Source organism: Pseudochrobactrum sp. Wa41.01b-1 (assembly GCF_019464455.1).
In the GTDB taxonomy this organism is placed as follows: domain Bacteria; phylum Pseudomonadota; class Alphaproteobacteria; order Rhizobiales; family Rhizobiaceae; genus Pseudochrobactrum; species Pseudochrobactrum saccharolyticum.
Genome location: NZ_CP080493.1, coordinates 1,862,501 through 1,882,558 on the forward strand (window position 1 = coordinate 1,862,501; position 20,058 = coordinate 1,882,558).

A 20,058-nucleotide genomic window follows, 5' to 3' on the forward strand; every position below is an offset into this window, starting at 1 on the left:
GCTCTGCACCTGTGAGGCATGTGACGCACGGGCTTTGAAGCGTTCAATAAATTTGATTTCTTTGGCAAGCATTGCCTGTTGGCGCTCGAACTGTGCCTGCTGGTGTTTTTCATTCAGAGCACGCTGGCCTTCGTAAAAAACATAGTCACCGGAATAGGTCGTGAGATTACCGCCGTCGATTTCAATAATCTTGGAGACAATGCGGTTCATGAATTCGCGGTCATGCGATGTCATCAGCAAAGCGCCGTCATAGGTTTTGAGAAAATTCTCAAGCCAGATCAGGCTTTCTAGATCAAGATGGTTGGACGGTTCATCAAGCAGCATCACATCAGGACGCATCAGCAGAATACGCGCCAAGGCCACGCGCATTTTCCAGCCGCCGGACAATTTACCGACGTCGCCGTCCATCATCTCCTGAGAAAAACTCAAACCTGCCAGCACTTCACGCGCACGACCATCAAGACCGTAACCGTCGAGTTCCTCATAGCGCGCCTGAACCTCACCATAGCGCTCAATGATCGCATCCATCTCGTCCATACGATCCGGATCGCACATTGCAGCTTCAAGTTTACGCAATTCTGCAGCTACGATACTGACAGGGCCAGCACCATCCATCACTTCCGCAACGGCCGTACGTCCGCCCATTTCACCGACATTCTGATCGAAATAGCCGATTGTCACGCCTTTCTCGACCGTAACCTGTCCTTCATCCGGCTGTTCTTCGCCGGTAATCATACGGAAAAGCGTTGTTTTACCGGCACCATTCGGCCCGACAAGGCCGATTTTTTCACCACGGTTCAAAGCGGCAGACGCTTCGATAAACAGAATGCGATGGCTGTTGGACTTACTGATATTGTCAATGCGGATCATGAAACAGGAGGCCTTGTGATTGGTCAGGCTCCTATGCCATGCCTGAAGCTCACTGTCGATAAAAACAACACGGCCTGCTTCCCCGATAGAAAGCAGGCCGTTATTTCATTATGCTTCAGATCAAAATTTAATGCCAAGCTTAGCGTTAACCGAGTTGCTCTGAAAGCCTGATCCGAACTGACCGCGATAGCTGATACCGAAAACCGCCTGTTCACTGGCCTTAATATCAAAACCTGCCTGAACCAGCGCCGTATCTTCTGCCACAGGAATACCGGAAATATCGAATGCAGAACCCGTTGCAAAAGATGCGCGACTGACCGGATCAGTATCAGCAAATGCATGCTGCCAGCCCAGCGTACCATTCAGCTCGGCTTTGATATTACCAAACATCATCTCTGTTGCTCCGCGAATACCAAGCGTTGTGAACACGGTGCTCATTCTGTCACCATTAACAGTCAGAGCAGCCTGTCCGCCGGTTTCGGTAAAACTATCCGTCTTCACAGAAACATAGGCAAGATTGGCGAAAGGCTCGAAGACCGCATTATCGGTTTGCAGCTTATGGCTGAGTTCACCGAAAGCCTGCACAGTACCTGCATTATAATCAGCGGTGAGTTTATCCGAAAAATCAGCAAAACGGACTGAACGGCTGATATCCACCTTATGCCAGCTATAGGCAAGACCAGCGCTCAGAGCAGTATTGCCCCATTGCGAACCACCATAAATGCCGAGATGATAATTATCACTCTCACCGGATGAGGTACGGTCATCAACATCAAAACTGGTGCGACTGTATCCGGCAAGTGCACCAAGACGGGCATTCTCAGCAATCTCTGCATCATAACCGGCAAAGACACCACCCGTCGTCTGGCTGAGTTTTGCAGCATTGCCGTTTGCAGAATTCTCAGCCCATGTGCCGAAGCTCTGAACCCACAATGCAGCAGGCGCATCTTTGGCTGAGACAACCTGTGCGCCCTTCTGTGCATGTGCATTCCCGAAAGCGGAACGAAGACGATCCTGAGCTGCGTTACGCAGATCGCTGCTCGTATTCATCAGAGCCGTTTTAGCGGATGCATGTACCTCACCTGTCAGCAGATCAAAAGCAGCCAAAGCCTGTTCTTTGCTTTCCAGCCCGAGCACAGCATCATAAACAGCATTCCCGCTGCCCAGAGATTCAACAGAGGCTGCGACAGAACGCTGATTAGCCGTTTCGCCGATGTCGTCAAACGCAACCTGATTGCGCAGCACATCCAGATAAACCGCCTTCGGATCATAAATCAGGCCGAGATTAATGAATGGCATATTCTGGCTAAGGTCAGCGAAAGTACCGTTCACACCGCCATCCGCTGTGAGAATGGTATAACGGCTGCCCGGTATATAAGTGCCTCCCGCTTTATCGACATAAACGCGGGCACCGTCGATTGTTGCAGTACCGGAAGCCTGAACGAGATCAGATGTACCATCCGGATTGATTTCCGCATGATAAAGAGAGCCTGCCTCCATCACCAGATCGCCGGAAGTTTTCAGCGAGCCGATTGAGTTACCCGGTGCCAGAACAGCATCCGCAGCAATATGAATGCCGCCGAGCGTTCCTGAACCCGCAAGAAATGCACCATTGCTGACTTTAATCATACCGCTCACTGAAGCACCGGTATGATCTGCATCGCCAACAATCAATCCGCCGCGCTCTACGGATGTGCCGCCGCTGTAGCTATTGACAGCATTCAGTGTCAGAGCGCCCTCGCCGCGTTTGATGAGAGCACCGCTGCCGCTGATCTCCTGATTAACTTTCAGATTATTGGCAGCCTCAGTCACATCAATCCAGCCATTGCCGTCCAGCACGATTTTGCGCTCAAGACTGTTCATTGCCAGACCGGCCACGCGCAGACCACCATCATTCAGACGTAAATTTGCTGATGCACTGCCCAGCGCCGCATCTTCAAAAACAATCACCGTTCCGCCATCAGAAACCGAGGTTTCGCCAATGAAATTGTGATTATCAATACAATAATCTCTCACAGCCTGCGCAAAGCGTACATCCGTTGTCTGGCAATTGAGCAGTGTTTGTTTTTCTTCCTGCGTCAGATTCTTAAGGATCGGTTTGCCGTTTTCATCCGCGACCTGACCAAGATAAACATCATTACGGTTATTATTACGGGTCAGGAAAAACTCTTTGCCTTTGGCTTCAAAACCGGATGCACCGGCGCCCCAGATCAAACGGCTTTTCTCAACATCGCCGTCTTTATAACTCTCAAGCTTTGGCCCGACCCAGCGCAGCTCTTGTGCAACCGGATCGTGATCCGACAGCGAATTACCATTTGGCAGTAATGACGGTTTGGAAAGTGTGCCGGACCATTGGCCATTATCAACAATCTCAACCCATTTTGCGAAAGGTCGGGAAACCAGAATATGATCAATATTCACACGATCCCAGCTCGGCCATGTATTGGTGGATTCTTCACCGTCACTGGTCCAGGTCGCACGTTCATCACCAACTTCACTTGGTTTGAACTGTTCACGGTTCCGCTCAAGCTGAATCAATTGATATTGTTGTTTCAGAATATTCATCGTCACCGGAAGATTATTGTCTACCGGATAGGTCTCTCCGACAAAACCTATATCTTTTTGTGCCTGATAGGCTTTGTCCAGTGCATTGCCCCACTGCTCCCATGACAGATTGTCAATATTGGCATTCGGGTGTTCGGCTTGAATGATTGCACGCCATTTTGTTGCATCCGCCCGCTCAAGATATTCATAAGCCAGCGTTTTATAAAATGCGTTACCAGCGGCTTTTTTTATCAGGCGCAGTTGCGCATCCACACTCAGCAGGCCTCGTTCCGATACATCACCGGCATTCAGATCACCGAGCAATATTGTCGGCGTCAGGGTAGATTGTGCCAGTTTGTTGGCATCTTTTGCCTGAGCGATACGGCCAGATGATGTGTCTGCATAATTGAAATGACGACCGGCGATAACCGTATCAGGGAAACCATTACCCGGCTTCACGACAACCGTATTCGCCGCCAGATATTCCGTTTCACCGCTTGTAAAGACCATGCCTTCGCCTTCACGGGAACCATGGTCTTTGATTTTTTCAAATGCACCCAGCTTGTCTGCTTTTTCATTAAGCAGATCCAGAGTATTTTTCACATGGGCTTTAACAACCGTCGTATCGCCAAACGGCCTGCCGCTATTGTTGTAAAGTTCCGGCATAACCAGCACATCAGGGGCAACGCCACGCAGCAAATCCTGCATCGCCTTATTATAAATCAGCTGGTCATTCTTTTTTGCTTCAGCATCCCACATTTTGGAATCAAGGCCGTTATTCCAGATGTTAAAACCCATCACGGTCAGAGAAAAATTCTGTGTTTTTGCTGGTTCTGCCTGTGCATTTGTATTCAGCGCAGCCAGCAATATTGCACTTGCTACCCCTGCCGTTAATTTACGCTTATGCCTTGCGCCTGACCGCTGCTGTTTCATCATATCATCCTGATAATAAGATTTGAGACATAAAATGTCACTTTTCTTACATTAGACGAGTCATATGTCAGTTTTTATACAATCCGGATGATTGTCAAAAATCATTTTCTTGACGCATAATTTTTTTTGTCCGAAATACGTGGAGTACAGGGGGCGCTATGCGATTTGACAATTCGGCATCAACCGGCGGCAACAAAAAAGACAACCGTCAGGCGTTTCTGCTGCAATATCTCGAGCAAAATCATTATATTTCTCTGGAAGAAATCGCACATCTCTGTTCGGTGACAATGCAGACCGCGCGCCGCGATATCATGGCGCTGGAAACCACAGGCAAAGTTCGCCGTATCCATGGCGGCGCAACGATCGCGGCTCCGATGGATGCCGGAACCTATCGTCAGAGGCGTCTGGATCAGGCCGCAGAAAAACAGGCAATTGCCGCATTTGTAGCCGATTACATTCCCGACAACACAACGATTTTCATTGATACGGGCACGACCTGCGAGGCCATTGCCGCTGCGCTGATAAAAAACAGGCAGGGCTTGCGCATTGTCACCTATAGTCTGCGTGTGGCATCACTCATCAGCGAGAATTCCGACTTCGCACTGGCAATTCCGGGTGGTTTTGTCCGCGCCGTAGATGGCGGAATTTTTCAGGAAGACACACCCGATTTCATCAACCGTTTCAAATTCGACTATGCGGTGATTTCTGTCAGCGGCATCGATGATGACGGTGACCTGTGTGATGATGACCGGACAGAAGTGGCGGCGGTATCCAAAGCGCTCTACCAATCCAGACACAAATTACTGGCTGTCGACAGCAGCAAATTCGGCAAACGCGCGCTTGTTAAACTCGGCGCACTGAATATTGTCGATGCTATTATCACCGACAAAGCACCGGCGCCGCATATTTTTGAGAAAATACAGACACATAAGCTTCAGTTGCATCTGTGTGAGATCACTGACCGGCAAAACAGCTGAATTTGCCGGTCATAGTGCAATGATCCCAAATTATTCAGAAATCAGACCGATTTCCTGCGCATTGAAAACAGTACTGAAAATTTCATTCCGGCCGGCACGTTTACTCAGATAGAGCTGGCGATCAGCATGTGCCATCCACTGCGATGCAGACATTTCCGGCAGACAACACGCCGAAGCAACGCCGATACTGACCGTGACACAAGGGGAAACCGTTGAACCCGGATGCGGAATTCTTAAAGAACTGACCTGTTCCTGTATTTCTTTGGCCACCAATACCGCCGCATCATGATCCCGCCCCGGCAAGACACAGACAAATTCCTCACCGCCATAACGTGCTGTTACATCTGTTGCCAGATGCACCGCGCGTGTAAGAGCCGCCGCAACCATCGCCAGACAACGATCACCGGCCGGATGACCAAATGTATCATTGAACAGTTTGAAGAAGTCGATATCGACCATGATAACCGACAGCCAGTCGCCTGTGCGGGCCAGTTTCGTGGTTTCCGTCGCCAATGTCTGCTCCAGATGACGGCGGTTGCTTAAACCGGTCAAAGCATCTGTCACAGCCATTTGCGCCAACTGATCGCGCAGACGTTTCAATTCGACATGATTGGCCACACGCGCCAGCAGAATAACCGGCTGAATAGGCTTGGTCACATAATCGATCGCACCGGCAGATAACCCGCGCACTTCCGCATCCTGATCATTCAGGCCGGTTGTAAAAATCACCGGAATATCCGCAAGCATGCGATCTTTTTTCAGACGCTGGCAAACTTCATATCCGTCAATACCCGGCATCAGCACATCGAGCAGAATAAGATCCGGCAACACCGTCTGTGCAACTTTTAATGCTTCCTCACCTGAAGTCGCAAAACATACTTCATAATCGTCCTCGAGTACTGCACTCATAATCTCAATATTTGAGATTTCATCATCCACAATGAGGATGACCGCGCGGTCTGTCATAATTATTCTCCGATACGCTCAGTGTCCGGTGAAGCTTGCAAAACATCAGCAAATTCAGCATCCAGCAATGTGAGGGCGCGATTATAGTCAAGATTGTCGAGAGCGATCTTCACCGGATGAACCTGCAGAGTGTCAGGTGTCATACCGAGCGTAATCGCCAATTTTTCAAAACTGCTGCGTGCCTTCAGACTTCTGCGCTCCAGAAGCCCGCGGAAAACCAGAATCTCCGCCTGAATATTGACCGGATCAGCTTGTCCTGCCGGAACCGGTTTATTATCATCTTCTGTTGTAGTTACAAGACTCTTAGCCGCTTTTATTGCCGGTTTCAGTACCTGCTCCAATTCAGCAATCAATATATTAGCCGCAACCACATCACCTTGTGCCAATGCAGCTTCAGTCTTGGCAGACTGTTCATAAACCTCTGCCAGTTCCAGCGATCCCGCCACACCTTTCAGCGTATGGGCGCTGCGCCGTGCATCATCCAATGCACCGCGGCCGATCAGCTCGTTGAGCTCTTCCGGCGTTGCAGCAAATCTCTGTCCAAAATCAATAATCAGCTTACGCAATAGTGATGTTTTACCATTCATACGCGCCAGCGCTTTTGTAAGATCAAACGGCGGCAGGCTTTCTGGCAGATCGCTTACAGGCTTCACTGCAACCGGAGCAGACTCTGCGACCGGATGCGAAGCTTCATTGCTGCGCGGCTTCAACCAGCGATCAAGCGTGCGCACCAACAGGAACGGATCAACCGGTTTGGCCACATGGTCGTCCATACCCGCAGCAAAACATTTCTGCCGCTCTTCCTCATAGGCATGCGCGGTCATGGCAATAATCGGCAATTGCTCCGCAGACCATTTTTTACGGATCTGCAAAGTGGCTTCAATACCGTCCATTTCCGGCATCTGGATATCCATCAAAATGCCGTCATAGGGCAGCGGATCCTGAAGAACGAGATCGCAGGCGATACGGCCGTTTTCAGCAACATCAACCACCAATCCGGCATCCTGCAGCAGCTCAACCGCGATCTCACGGTTGATCATACTGTCTTCAGCCAGCAGAACCTTCAGCCCGCGCAGCTGCTCCGCCACCATCGGAATAGTCTGGCCGATTTCCGCATGCGGCGCATCCGCCGCTGTTTCACGGGCAAACAAGCCGGTAATCGTGTCAAAAAGCACATTCGGGACAATCGGCTTGGTCAGGAAGGCAGCAATACCCGAACGCTCAGTTTCCGCGCGGAAGTCCTCATTACCATAGGCTGTCACCATCACCACATAAGGCAGCGGCGAAAGATTCTCATTACGGTGAAGCGCCTGTACTGTTTGCAGACCGTCCATGCCAGGCATTTTCCAGTCCAGAACCACCAGATCATAAGGCTGACCGGCTTTACACGCCGCCTCAAGCGCGCCCAGAACTTCCTCACCGGATGCAACGAGATCAATATTCAAACCCCATGAATTAAAGACATCATGGAAAATCTCGCGCGAGGCCGGATTATCATCAGCCACAAGCACACGCAAACCTGCAATCTCTGCCGAAGCAAGGCGCTCCGGTTCAGCCTGCATTTCACCAATTGCCATATTGACGGTAAAGGTAAAAGTACTGCCCACACCCGGCATGCTTTCCACGCCGATAGTGCCGCCCATCTGCTCAACAATTTGTTTGCTGATAACAAGTCCAAGTCCGGTTCCGCCAAAGCGGCGCGTCATGGAACTGTCTGCCTGTGTGAAAGAATTAAACAGCAAAGCCTGCTGTTCCGGCGCCATGCCGATGCCCTGATCGCGCACCGATATGCGTAGTTTAACACCTGCATCCTGCTGTTCTTCCGCATCAACCGTGACTGTGACTGTCCCTTTTTCGCTGAACTTCACCGCATTACTGACGAGATTGAGAAGCACCTGATTCAGGCGCAATTCATCGCCGACCAGAACCGCAGGCACATCATTCTGAATTACGGTCTCAATGCTGACGCCTTTATTCTCCGCATTAATTGCCGCCAGATTAAGCTGGCTCTGCAAAGAAGAGCGTAAATTGAACGGACGTGTCTCGAGAGAAAGCTTGCCTGCCTCATTCTTGGAGAAGTCGAGAATATCATTGATCAGACGCAGCAAAGCCGTGCTGGCATTGCTGATTTTCGAGACATATTCTTTTTGACGCAGATCCAGATCCGTACGCAACACCAGATGGCAAAAACCCAGAATGGCATTCATCGGCGTGCGGATTTCATGGCTCATATTGGCGAGGAACATGCTCTTCGATTTGCTTGCAGCTTCCGCTTCCAATGTGCGCTGTTCCAGTGCCGCATTCTTGGCAATAATTTCATCGCGCATGGCATTAATGCGGTTGAAACAATCGACAAGCATATCGCCGAACCACACCAGAACTGCAGCCTGAAACGCAACAATCACCGCATGAAGCAGAACGCGCTTGATATCCCCGCCTTCAGGAAACACCGCTGCTGGCATCAGATAATCCAGCGTTAAATGATGCAAAGCCACGGCAGCGGCGGCAAAAAGAACTGCACGCTTGTCACACCACGCAACCGTGAGCGCCAGCATAGCAAAGAAATACATATGCATATCCATTTGCCAGAGCTGACCGCTCATAAAATACAGCAGCAATGCGGGCTGCCCCATCAGGGCAACACCGGAAATATAGCGCGTTACCGGAGCAATGCCTGAGCGCAGCCATGACATATGATAGGCGCCAGCCAGTACCACGCCTGCCAAAGCTGCGCCGACCGGCGAATGTCCGGTGATATAAGCAACCAGCGCCAGAAGCGGGACATGCAGCCAGAATAAAATCACCAAAAACCGGCCAAACCGGCTGCGAAGGTCGTCAAGTTCTAGGATCATGCGGCTGTCGTCCGTTCCTGAATGGCATAACAACCACCAGGCAGAAGCGGTTCAAAAACCAGCCACTCACCGGCACTGTAAAGCCTGTTTGGGAAATCTTTATTTTCGGAATAAACTGTAATCAGGCTGGATGAAGCATTGATAGAAATAATCGCACCTTCAGCGGTCTGAATGGAGCTGATAACAGAGTTCAATGTGCGCCAGGGAGCGACCATAACGATATATTGGTCATCTTTGCCGGTTGGCTTGAGAAAAGCCACGGCAATCCCGCCAAGCAACAGAACCAGCAATGCAATCGCTGGCATAAGATCGCGGATATGACACCGCTGATCACCGGTCTGCCCGTTCATGACATTATTCCTGCTTCAAATATTACTGATATTAGCAGGATTAATATCGTTTTCCGGTAAATACCGCCTTAAGATTTTATAAACGTCACAACAAGACAGACCAATACGCCATCAGAACAGGAATCATCAGCGTCGCAGCACTTTTCCGGCTCTGTTACCGGTTGGTTTGCCATCCGCAATCACCGCCTGTCCGTTGACAAAAACATGGCTGATACCAGACGGCATCTGTGTGGAATTTTCAAAAGTCGCGTGGTCGGTGATCGCATCTTCAAACAGCACCAGATCAGCAGCCATTGCGGGGCGCAACAGGCCGCGATCATGCAGAGAAAAGCGCTGTGCAGCAACCGAAGTCATCCGGCGTACGGCATCCTCAAGCGGAAACCATTTTTTCTCCCGCCGTAAAGGACCGGCAATGCGCGGGAAAGTCCCGAAAGCACGCGGATGCGGTTTAGAGCCTGGGCGCGGCAAGCCGTCAGACCCCGCCATAAACAACCGGTTGCAACAGGCCGCATGAAGATCATCCTCATCAAGCTGAAACAGGATAATCCCCGTCTGCCCGTCATCTTCTTCAACAAAGCGCACCAGCAGATCGAAAGGCGTGGTGCCAAGTGTAAAGGCAGCTTCACGTATGGTCTGCCCTTCCAGATGTTTCAGCACATCAATACCGATTGCTGAAAGCCGCACATTCTCCCAGCCAATCAGCGAGATTTTGCTCTGGCCGTGATAATCATCACCGCCATGTTCCACCCAATGCGCCAGTTTCTGCCGCCATGGCATATCCTGCAGGCGCGCTTTCAAAGCCGGCAAACCACCATCCATCACCGCTGCTGGCAGAAGCTGTAATATCCATGTACTACCTGCCGGATAGGGATACATATCAAAGCTGATATCCACGCCGTCAGATCGCAGGCTTTCCAGATAGTCAATCACCGCCGGTACATTGCCCCAGTTCGGTCGTCCCGCCGATTGCAGATGTGACAGTAATCCGGCTGCACCGGACAGCCGCACCGCCTCAGCGAATTCTTCGGTCGCCTGCATCAGCCCTGCCTCATAGGAGCGGATATGCGCAGCCAGCACGCCGCCGAAACCGGCAACAACTTTTCCAAGCGCCACCAGTTCTTCAATCTCAGCAAAAGCACTTGGCGGATAAACCAGCCCCAGCGACAGACCTGCCGCCCCCTGCGTCATTTGCACTTCGAGTAACCGGCACATCGCTGCAAGCTCGTTCTCCGTTGCAGGTCGCCGGTCATGCCCCATTACTGCCAGCCGCAAAGCCGCATGGCCGACAAGCGAGATCAGATTGAGGGCAATCCCCTCTCCTTCCAGCGCCTGATGATATCCCGAGAAATCATCAAAAATCTCATCAGATCGCGTTTCACCGAGAAGGCCGGAGAAATGCTGACGCAGATATTCGCGGGACTGTTCTGCTGCCGGATAGAGCGAAAAAGAGCAATTGCCGACCACAATACTGGTCACGCCCTGCATCGCCTTTTCCGGCCTGTCCCGCTCGCGCAGAAAGATCAGATCATCATGACAATGGGCATCAATAAAACCGGGGCTTAAATAACGCTCATCCGCATCAATGATCTGCACATCACCGTCTGCTTTCAGACCTCTTCCGATCTGCCGGATCAGTCCGTCACCCAGCAAAACATCGCCGCGATACCAGGGCGCGCCGGTGCCATCAATGATACGGGCATTACGAATGAGCGTTTGAGTCATATCCGGCTCCGGCACTTAATTGAGCATTAAAGGGCAGCAACTGCTGTCATTTCAACCCGCAGATCAGGATCAGCAAGGCGCGCTTCCACACAGGCACGCGCCGGTGGATTTTCAGGATCGATCCATGCATCATAGACCGAATTCATCGCATCAAAATCAACAATGGCCGGAAGAAACACATTTACCGCCAGCAATTTGGAACGGTCACTGCCCGCCTGTTGCAAAAGCTGGTCGATCTTGCCCAAAACATCACGGGTCTGCTCTTCAATGGAAGCCTTGCGGTTTTCAGCCACCTGACCGGCAATATGCACCATGCCGCCATAGCTCACAGCCTGACTCATCCGGCTGCCTTTTTGATAACGCATAATCATACCCGTATTTCCTTCTGTCATCGTCACTTCTGATTGTAAACTTCTGCTTGCCTGCATGATAAAATCCAATATAACAGACACAATAACATTATAGCGCTCATCGGAGGCAGCATGTCAGACAGTACCGCAACCACTCCGGTCACGCCCAAAGAAGACAGCAGCAAACGTGCGCGCGGTCTGGATCGTGCCTTTGAGATACTGGATTTTCTGCGCAACAAGCGTGAACCGCTGAAACCCAATGAAATTGCCGCCCAAATTGGTGCCCCGCGTTCCTCGGTTTACGAGCTGGTCAATCTGCTGTTGCGCAATGGTATTCTCGAATTTACCGGCGGCGACGGTCGTGTGTTTCTCGGACGCAAACTCTATTTTCTCGGTGCGGCCTATGAAGATCATTTTGACTTCATGCGCGCCTGCGATGCCGCACTGGAACGCATTGCCGAACAGACCCGCGAAACAGCGCAATATTGCGTGCTCGATGGTAATAAATATACCGTTGCCCGTATGAAGGAAGGCGTGCGTCCGTTCCGCATTTCCTCGGATGTCGGCCATTCCGTGCCTATTCCGTGGACAGCTTCCGGCCGCCTTCTGGTTGCCCATCTCAGCGATGAAGAAATTACCAGTTTCATTCCCGCTGCCGATTTTCAGATGCCTAATGGCAGCTGGCTTGATCCGGCTGAATTTATCGCGCAGGTACGCGAAGCCGACAGAACCGGTCAATTTACCTTCAACAGCACGGTCGATAATTTTACCCATTGTTTTGCCGTACCGATGCGTGATGCGCAGGGCATTACCACAGCAACGCTGTGCCTTGTTGCCCCCCGCGATGACGGGCTGAAGAACCATGCTTTCTATCTGCAATGCCTGAAGGATGCCGCACGGGCGCTCAGCGGCAAACATTGACCGGTATCCGGTACAGCCGCTGAGCGCCTCCCCCGCCCGAAGACATATGAAGTTTTGTTTCACCGGACGTCTCATTGGAATATGAAATGTCCTTCTGAAACCTCACGCACCTGTCGTTCAACCGGCACATAATCCGGCGCACGGACAGGGCTGTGCAATTCATCAGCAATCTGCCCGCGCCGCATACCGCGCCGTGCAGGATCAGGCACCGGCACTGCAGCCATCAGTTTCTTCGTATAAGGATGCTGAGGGTTTTCAAACACCGCTGCACGCGGCCCGATCTCGACAATCTCGCCCAGATACATCACCGCAACACGGTGGCTGAGACGCTCAACAACCGCCATGTCATGCGAGATAAACAGAAAAGACAGGTTGAGACTGGATTGCAGATCGAGCAACAGATTGATGACCTGCGCCTTGATGGAAACATCGAGCGCTGAGACAGATTCATCAGCAACGATAAGTTTCGGATCAAGCGCTAACGCGCGGGCAATACAAATACGCTGACGCTGCCCGCCGGAAAATTCATGCGGGAAGCGAGACGCCATATCGGCTTTCAACCCCACACGCTCCAGAAGATCGGCCACACGTTCCCGTGCCTGATGTTTTGTACCGAGCTTATGCTCCAGAAATGGCTCCGCAATCGACGCCCCTACCCGCATACGCGGATTGAGACTGGCATAAGGGTCCTGAAAAATCATCTGCATGGTACGGCGCAGACCTTGCAGCTCATGCCCTGCCATCGCCATCACATCCTGCCCGTTGACCATAACGGAACCGCTTTGCGGCTGTATCAGCCGCATGATTGAGCGGCCGGTCGTCGATTTACCGCAACCGGACTCGCCCACCAGTGACAGCGTTTCCCCCGGCTGTAGCGAGAAAGAAACATTCTCCACTGCGTGAACGCGCCCTGCCAGTTTCCCAAATAGTCCGCTGTGAATGGTAAAGCGTGTCGTCAGCCCTTTCACATCCAGAACCGGCGGTGCATCCTGTGCAACTGTATCGGCAGCTTCCACCGGCGGCAGTGCCGTGCCGGTTCGGATATCAACAACCGGAAAACGCAGCGGACGCGCACGTCCAGTCATCGAACCAAGTGCAGGCACTGCTGATAGCAAAGCCCGCGTATAAGGATGTTTTGCATCGCGGAAAATCGTGGCCGTATCACCGGTTTCCACCGCATCGCCATGATACATCACCACGGTACGATCAGCGATTTCTGCAACCACGCCCATATCATGGGTGATAAATAGTACCGAAGTGCCTTCCTCTTCCTGCAAGGTTTTAATCAGGTCGAGGATCTGCCCCTGAATGGTTACATCCAGCGCTGTAGTCGGCTCGTCGGCAATCAGCAGTTTCGGGCGGGTGACCAGCGCCATAGCGATCATCACGCGCTGGCGCATACCGCCGGAGAAACGATGCGGATATTCATTGAACCGGCTTGCGGCAGAAGGAATGCGTACTTTTTCCATCAGTCGCAAAGCTTCAGCCTTTGCCTCTGCCTTGCTCATATTGCGGTGGCATAGCAGGGCTTCACAAATCTGATCTCCCACCGTGTAAAGTGGGTTGAGCGACGTCATCGGCTCCTGAAAGATCATCGCGGCATCATTGCCGCGTATTTTTTGCATTTCATGCTCGGACAGCTGCAAGATATCTTTGCCGGCAAGCAGAATATTCCCTTCAATCCGGCTGGTATCCGGCTGCAACAATCGCATCACCGAAAGAGACGTTACACTTTTTCCGGAACCGGACTCCCCGACCAGCGCCACAGTTTCTCCTGCACCGACATCAAAGGAGATATTTTTCACAACCGGCCGCCAGCCGCCCTCACCGAGAAAAGACGTTGTGAGATTTTGCACGCGGAGCACAGGCTGTTTGTCTGATAAATGGCTCATCATGCCCTCACATATCTTTACGCAAACGCGGATCGAGAAGATCGCGCAATCCGTCACCCACCATCTGCAACGACAGCACAGCGAGAATGATGGCAAAGCCCGGAAACAGCGTCATCCAGTCTGCCTGCCCGACATACTGACGGCCGGAGGCAATCATCGTGCCCCATGTCGGAATTTCCGGACTGACACCAAGCCCCAGAAAGGACAGACCGGCCTCAGCAAGCATGGCCTGCGCAAACAGAAACGTGCCCTGTACCAAAATAGGCGACAGCAAATTGCGCAACACATGGCGGGTCATAATATGCGGCGTGGAAATGCCCAGCGCACGCGATGCCTCGATATAAGGCAGTTCGCGGATAACGAGTGTTGAAGCACGCACCACACGCGCCAGTCTCGGTGCATAGACAATCGATAGCGCCACAATCACTGTTGTCAGCGAAGGCCCGAGTGCTGCCACCAGCGCAATCGCCAGCAGAATATCCGGAAAAGCCATCATCGCATCAATCAGACGCGCAATCGGCGTATCCAGCCGCTGGAAAAAACCGGCCAGCAAGCCTAGTGTGATACCAATCAGGCTTGCCAGCACCACCACGGCGGCACCGACTGCCAATGACAACTGCCCCGCATAAAGTGTGCGGGAAAATACATCACGGCCAAATTCATCGGTACCGAAAAACCATGTGCCATTCGGCGCGGTCAAACGATTGCTGATCGACAATTTACCCGGTGCATAGGGTGCAATGAGTGGTGCCAGAACGGCTAGCAGCACGAAAACGATCAGGACGAACAGGCCGAATGCAACGGTGCGGCGACGCAACAGGCGACGGATAAACAACCATGTTTCTGAGGATTTTACACTGGAACCGGTCATCAGTAACGCACCCTCGGATCGACGGCCAGATAAAGCATATCAATGGCAAAATTAATCAGAACATAGAGCGCGGCAATCACCAGCAATGCCCCCTGAATAACCGGATAATCACGACGCATCACAGCCGACACCACCAGATTGCCAACGCCCGGGAGGCCAAACACCGTCTCTGTGACCACCGCACCGGAAATCAGTACAGCTGCGGTCAGGCCGATCACTGTCAAAATCGGAATCAGCGCATTTTTAAACGCATGTTTCATCACCACGCGTCTGCCATTCAGCCCTTTGGCTCGGGCTGTGCGCACATAATCATCGCCCAGCACATCCAGCATAGAGGCGCGGGTAAAACGCATAATCAAAGCAGAAGACACAATACCCAGTGCGAAAGACGGCAGTACCAGATGCATCATTCGTTCGCCGAAACTCGTATCCGGCCCGCCATAACCGGAGACCGGAAACAAGCCGTAGCGCACGGCAAAAACCTGCATCAGCAGCAGGCCGAGCCAGAAGCTTGGAATACTGGCTGCAAACATCGCCAGCGCCGTTGCGGTCTGATCGAAAAATGAACCCCGCTTAACCGCGGCATAAATACCGACCGGCAAGGCAATCGCACTGGCAATCAGAATGGAGAACAATGTCAGAAAGAATGTCGGCTCTGCCCGTTCTGCCAAAGCATGGGCAACCGGCTGACCGAGAAAGATCGACTGGCCAAGATCACCGCGCAGTAATTGCAGCAGGTAATAGCCATATTGCACCGGCAATGAGCGATCGAGACCAAGTTTAGCCCGCAGTCCTTCAATATCAGCCTGTGTCGCTTCCGGCCCCAGCATGACGGCTGCAGGATCACCCGGTGTAACGCGGACGATCACAAAAACAATCGTCACAACCAGAAACATGACCACGATCATGCCTATCAGACGCTGTATGATATAGCGTAGCATTCAGTCTCCACCCAATTCGGGAATACCCAAAACTTAAAGCCGCGCCGCTTCTCCTCCGAAGCTGGCGCGGCCTATTTTATTTACTGTGTAACGGAAGCATTCCAGAAATATGGCCATGGTGCAGGCGTCACACCATCCAGTTTCTTGGATTTGGCAGACAGATTGTTGAAATTACCGACCTTGATGAACGGCACTTCGTCAAACACAACTTTCTGCACATCTGCCCAGAGTGCCGCACGCTTCTGCGGATCAGCTTCCGCATTAAATGCATCCATCACCTTGGCACGCGCCGGTGTATTCCACTTGCCCGGTGCACTCACTGAAAGCGGATCGATCAGAGCCGGTTCCGGCAGGAACGGACTATGCGTGATGTAAATATCCCAGAGTGCCGGATCAGCACGGCGCTGAGTGAGCGTTGCCCAATCCACAACCTGCATATCAACAGTGAAACCGGCCAGTTTCAGATATTCAGCGGCAACCTGTGCCATTTTATAATGGAACTCATATTGACGGCTGGTGAGAATACGCAGCGGCTCGCCATTATAATTCGCAGTTTTAAGCAGGGCTTTTGCAGCTTCCGCATCGCCTACATTATAACTGCCTTCCGATCCCGCATCTGTGCTCCAGATGAATTGGGACGGATAAAGTGACGGCTCGGCGCTGAAGAAATCCTTACTGCCATAGGCGGCAGTCAACATGTCCTCATTATTCAATGCGACCTGAACAGCTTTACGCAGATCACGGTTTGCAGCAATGCCTTTGGAAGTATTCATAATGAACACCGGCCAGCCAAACGGCTTGAGCATCACCGCATCCGAAGATGCCGAGCCGGACACGCGGTCAAAAGCTTCAACCGGCAGCGCATCCACATAACCATACTGGCCGGAAACCGCAGCTTCTACGCGGGTATTGGCATCCGGCACCGGCACAAAACGGATTTCATCGAGATTTTGCTGGCGGCCACCGGCATAACCGCTCGGCTCGCCTTCCTGCGATTTATACCCGTCATAACGCACCAGCTGAATATACTGGTCCGGCTTGCGCTCTTTAAACTGGTAAGGGCCGGTGCCAACAAATTCAGTCATCGGTTCAGCCTGTTTTTCAGAAGGCAAAACAATGGCCGCGGAATTATTAAACGCTAGCAGAGATGTCAGCGGTGCATAAGGCTGCTTAAGCGTGATTTTGATACTGTAATCGTCAACAGGCTCAATGGCTTCAATCAAAGTTGCTGCCTGTTTGCCTCGCGAGGCTAAGGTTGTCCAGCGCTTGAGCGATGCCACAACATCTTCCGATGTCATGTCCGAACCATCGTGGAATTTAACACCCTCACGCAGTTTAATCAGATAGGTTTTTCCGTCAGCAGAGATTTCCGGAAGGTTGGCAGCCAGAAGCGGCGCCGGTTTCCAGTCTTTATCGAAAGTATAAAGCGTCTCAAACATATGCTGACTGACAATGCCTACGAGATCAGCCGTTGAGACCATCGGGTCCAGTGTCGGCGGCTCACCAATAGTTGCCACATCCAGCACGCCGCCTTTTTGCTGCGCGAAAGCGGATGGTGTCAATGCGATTGTCGCGGCACCCAATAACAGTGCCAGTTTCATTGCCTGCATTTTCTGAACCCCCAATTGTTTGCCTGCATCAGGTGATGCAGCTCCTCCTCGGTATGATTTTTCATTTTGTCCAAAATAATGGACATTAGTCTATTTTACCGGATTGACGTATCTCAATACAGTATGCATAACTTGTCAAGGGGGCGACCAGCCTGACCGGTACGTTTTTTGACGTCTGAAAGGCAAGCCAACAGGGTCGCGGAATTTGTGAGGAAAAATGGAACCAAAACTTGCGGACCAATTGAACACACCGGCAATTGTCGTTGATCTGGATATTGCGGAAAGAAATATCCGTAATTTTCAGTCCTATGCGAACCAACATGGTTTCAGGGTGCGTCCTCACATCAAAACGCATAAATTACCGGCGCTGGCCTATGCCCAGCTTGCAGCAGGCGCAGACGGCATTACCTGCCAGAAAATCTCTGAAGCAGAAGCCATGCTCGACGGCTTGCAAAAACAATATGGTCTCTCCCCTGACCTGTTGATTACCTATAATATTTTAGGCAGCGAAAAACTTGACCGGCTCAAAGCGCTCGCACACCGCTCAAAACTGAGTGTGGTTGCGGATAATATGACTGTGATTAACGGTCTGTCCGAAGCTTTCGCCAATGAGACACAGCCTTTAACGGTGCTGGTAGAGTGCAATACCGGTGCAGACCGCTGCGGTGTAGCAACGCCTGAAGCAGCAGCAGAACTTGCCAAGGCCATTCATAACGCTGCAGGGCTGCATTTCGGCGGCCTGATGACCTATCCGCCTGCCAATGCCCATGCTGCGGTTGAAAACTTCATGGAACAGGCAAAGCAAAAAATCGAAGCATCAGGCATTACAGTTCCGCTCATTACCTCCGGCGGCACGCCCTCAATGATGAGCGCGGCTGATGCCCCTGTTGTTACAGAATACCGCCCCGGCACCTATATTTATAATGACCGCTCACTGGTTGAGCGCGGCGCTTGCACCTATGATGATTGTGCGTTTTTTGTACTGGCAACCGTTGTGTCCGTTCCGTCTGACAACCGAGCGATTATTGATGCCGGCAGCAAAACGCTGACTTCTGATTTGTTCGGATTGAGTGGTTATGGCCATGTACTCGGCCGCGATGATATCCGCATCGATCAGTTATCGGAAGAACACGGCCGTCTGGTCAGCGAAAAACCGATCAACCTCAAAGTCGGTGACAAAGTGCGGATCATCCCGAACCATGTTTGCGTCGTTACCAATATGTTTGACAGCCTCTATATCCAGCGCAACGGCATGGTCACGGAAAGCTGGCCGATTGCAGCCCGTGGCAAGCTGGTCTGAGGTTAATCATGAGCGGACAGTTTCTCGCCATCGGTGAGGCAATGATCGAGCTTGCCCCTGATGGCAGCGGCTTGTTACGGCAAGGTTTTGCCGGAGACACCTTCAATGCCGCTTATTATGCCCGTGCGGCGCTGCCAGCAGACTGGCAGGTCAGCTATTTCACCCTGCTCGGGCAGGATGCAATGTCTGATGCCATGCTGGCATTCATGGCACAAAAACAGATCGGAACCGACTATATAGGCCGCCATGCATCGCGCATGCCCGGTCTCTATATGGTGCATCTCAATAATGGTGAGCGCAGTTTCTCCTATTGGCGGTCGCAATCCGCTGCTCGTCTGCTGGCAGAAAACAAAATGGCATTGCGACAAGCCATTGAAGCTTCTGATATTGTTGTTTTCTCCGGCATCACGCTGGCAATTCTTGAGGGTGACGGGGCTGATAACCTGCTCAACATTCTGCAAGAGCTCCGCGATACGGATAAGATTATCGCCTTCGATCCCAATATCCGCCCGCGCCTCTGGGCAGATAAAGACCATATGCGCACACAACTGATCCGTGGTGCCAAAGCCAGCAATCTGGTGCTGCCAAGTTTTGATGATGAGGCCGCCTGCTTCGGCGATCTGACAACAGCAGACACAATCAGCCGCTATCGCAGCTATGGACTGAAACGGATCATTGTCAAAAACGGTGCGGATGAAATTGAAGTTCTTTTTGACGGCCAGTCTTTTACTGTCAAAACAGCGCCTGTCGCACAGATTATTGATACGACAGGTGCAGGCGACAGTTTCAACGGCTCATTCTTGGGGCATTTTGCACAAACCGGCGATGCCGAGGTCGCCATCCGTTTTGCAGCGCAAACCGCAGCCAAAACCATTCAGCATTATGGCGCTCTGGTAGACTAGAGCGGTTTACGTTCATGTTGGATCACAGTGCTCGCTCTAGATTTTTTAGTTTGTCGC

General features: G+C 51.8%; 15 protein-coding genes (1 of these 15 running past the window's edge). 4 read left to right on the forward strand and 11 right to left on the reverse strand.

The window, feature by feature from the left end; genetic code table 11:
- Together K1X45_RS08695 and K1X45_RS08700 are read right to left on the reverse strand one after the other, a co-directional pair.
- Nucleotides 1–870 carry the 5' portion of an ABC-F family ATP-binding cassette domain-containing protein gene (locus K1X45_RS08695; protein ID WP_220158578.1) on the reverse strand. It extends 753 nt beyond the left edge of the window, so 870 of the gene's 1,623 nt are visible here — the first part of the coding sequence; the start codon lies at nucleotides 868–870; its stop codon lies off the left edge, out of view.
- A 120-nt stretch (nucleotides 871–990) separates the two neighbouring features.
- Complete coding sequence (locus K1X45_RS08700; RefSeq protein ID WP_255560365.1) at nucleotides 991–4,350, reverse strand: autotransporter domain-containing protein; 3,360 nt, start codon at nucleotides 4,348–4,350, stop codon at nucleotides 991–993.
- Between the two features lie 155 nt (nucleotides 4,351–4,505).
- On the opposite strand from K1X45_RS08700, the gene K1X45_RS08705 reads away from it, so the two are divergent.
- Nucleotides 4,506–5,324, forward strand: a complete 819-nt coding sequence (locus K1X45_RS08705; RefSeq protein WP_220158579.1) for a DeoR/GlpR family DNA-binding transcription regulator — start codon at nucleotides 4,506–4,508, stop codon at nucleotides 5,322–5,324.
- Between the two features lie 30 nt (nucleotides 5,325–5,354).
- On the opposite strand, the gene K1X45_RS08710 is transcribed toward K1X45_RS08705, so the two are convergent.
- From K1X45_RS08710 to K1X45_RS08730, 5 genes are all read right to left on the reverse strand, one after another.
- Entirely contained in the window at nucleotides 5,355–6,290 is a 936-nt protein-coding gene (locus K1X45_RS08710) for a diguanylate cyclase (protein WP_220158580.1), read from the reverse strand.
- A 2-nt stretch (nucleotides 6,291–6,292) separates the two neighbouring features.
- A complete protein-coding gene (locus K1X45_RS08715; RefSeq protein WP_220158581.1) occupies nucleotides 6,293–9,142 on the reverse strand; it encodes a hybrid sensor histidine kinase/response regulator in 2,850 nt (949 codons plus the stop codon).
- Complete coding sequence (locus K1X45_RS08720) at nucleotides 9,139–9,492, reverse strand: hypothetical protein (RefSeq protein WP_220158582.1); 354 nt, start codon at nucleotides 9,490–9,492, stop codon at nucleotides 9,139–9,141. Before K1X45_RS08720 ends, K1X45_RS08715 begins: the two co-directional genes overlap by 4 nt.
- A gap of 126 nt (nucleotides 9,493–9,618) precedes the next feature.
- Nucleotides 9,619–11,214, reverse strand: a complete 1,596-nt coding sequence (locus K1X45_RS08725; RefSeq protein ID WP_220158583.1) for an amidohydrolase family protein — start codon at nucleotides 11,212–11,214, stop codon at nucleotides 9,619–9,621.
- Between the two features lie 26 nt (nucleotides 11,215–11,240).
- Nucleotides 11,241–11,585 (reverse strand): RidA family protein, encoded by a 345-nt coding sequence (locus K1X45_RS08730; RefSeq protein WP_220158584.1) that lies wholly within the window; start codon nucleotides 11,583–11,585, stop codon nucleotides 11,241–11,243.
- Nucleotides 11,586–11,696: 111 nt separating this feature from the next.
- Between K1X45_RS08730 and K1X45_RS08735 the strand changes: the two genes are divergently transcribed.
- On the forward strand, nucleotides 11,697–12,485 hold the full coding sequence (locus tag K1X45_RS08735; protein ID WP_220158585.1) for an IclR family transcriptional regulator: 789 nt from the start codon (nucleotides 11,697–11,699) through the stop codon (nucleotides 12,483–12,485).
- A gap of 71 nt (nucleotides 12,486–12,556) precedes the next feature.
- Here the strand turns inward: K1X45_RS08735 and K1X45_RS08740 are convergent, their stop codons facing one another.
- From K1X45_RS08740 to K1X45_RS08755, 4 genes are all read right to left on the reverse strand, one after another.
- Entirely contained in the window at nucleotides 12,557–14,380 is a 1,824-nt protein-coding gene (locus K1X45_RS08740) for an ABC transporter ATP-binding protein (protein WP_220158586.1), read from the reverse strand.
- Between the two features lie 4 nt (nucleotides 14,381–14,384).
- Nucleotides 14,385–15,248 carry an ABC transporter permease gene (locus tag K1X45_RS08745; RefSeq protein WP_022709303.1) on the reverse strand — a complete coding sequence of 288 codons (864 nt, stop codon included), beginning with the start codon at nucleotides 15,246–15,248 and terminating at the stop codon, nucleotides 14,385–14,387.
- The gene (locus K1X45_RS08750) at nucleotides 15,248–16,189 is read right to left on the reverse strand and encodes an ABC transporter permease (RefSeq protein ID WP_022709304.1); all 942 of its coding nucleotides are present in this window, start codon (nucleotides 16,187–16,189) and stop codon (nucleotides 15,248–15,250) included. Before K1X45_RS08750 ends, K1X45_RS08745 begins: the two co-directional genes overlap by 1 nt.
- Before the next feature lie 80 nt (nucleotides 16,190–16,269).
- Nucleotides 16,270–17,799 (reverse strand): ABC transporter substrate-binding protein, encoded by a 1,530-nt coding sequence (locus tag K1X45_RS08755; protein WP_370627112.1) that lies wholly within the window; start codon nucleotides 17,797–17,799, stop codon nucleotides 16,270–16,272.
- A 217-nt stretch (nucleotides 17,800–18,016) separates the two neighbouring features.
- Between K1X45_RS08755 and K1X45_RS08760 the strand changes: the two genes are divergently transcribed.
- Together K1X45_RS08760 and K1X45_RS08765 are read left to right on the forward strand one after the other, a co-directional pair.
- Nucleotides 18,017–19,099, forward strand: coding sequence for a D-TA family PLP-dependent enzyme (locus K1X45_RS08760; RefSeq protein WP_220158587.1), 1,083 nt, complete (start codon nucleotides 18,017–18,019; stop codon nucleotides 19,097–19,099).
- 8 nt (nucleotides 19,100–19,107) lie between these two features.
- On the forward strand, nucleotides 19,108–20,001 hold the full coding sequence (locus K1X45_RS08765) for a sugar kinase (RefSeq protein WP_220158588.1): 894 nt from the start codon (nucleotides 19,108–19,110) through the stop codon (nucleotides 19,999–20,001).
- Nucleotides 20,002–20,058: the final 57 nt, after the last annotated feature.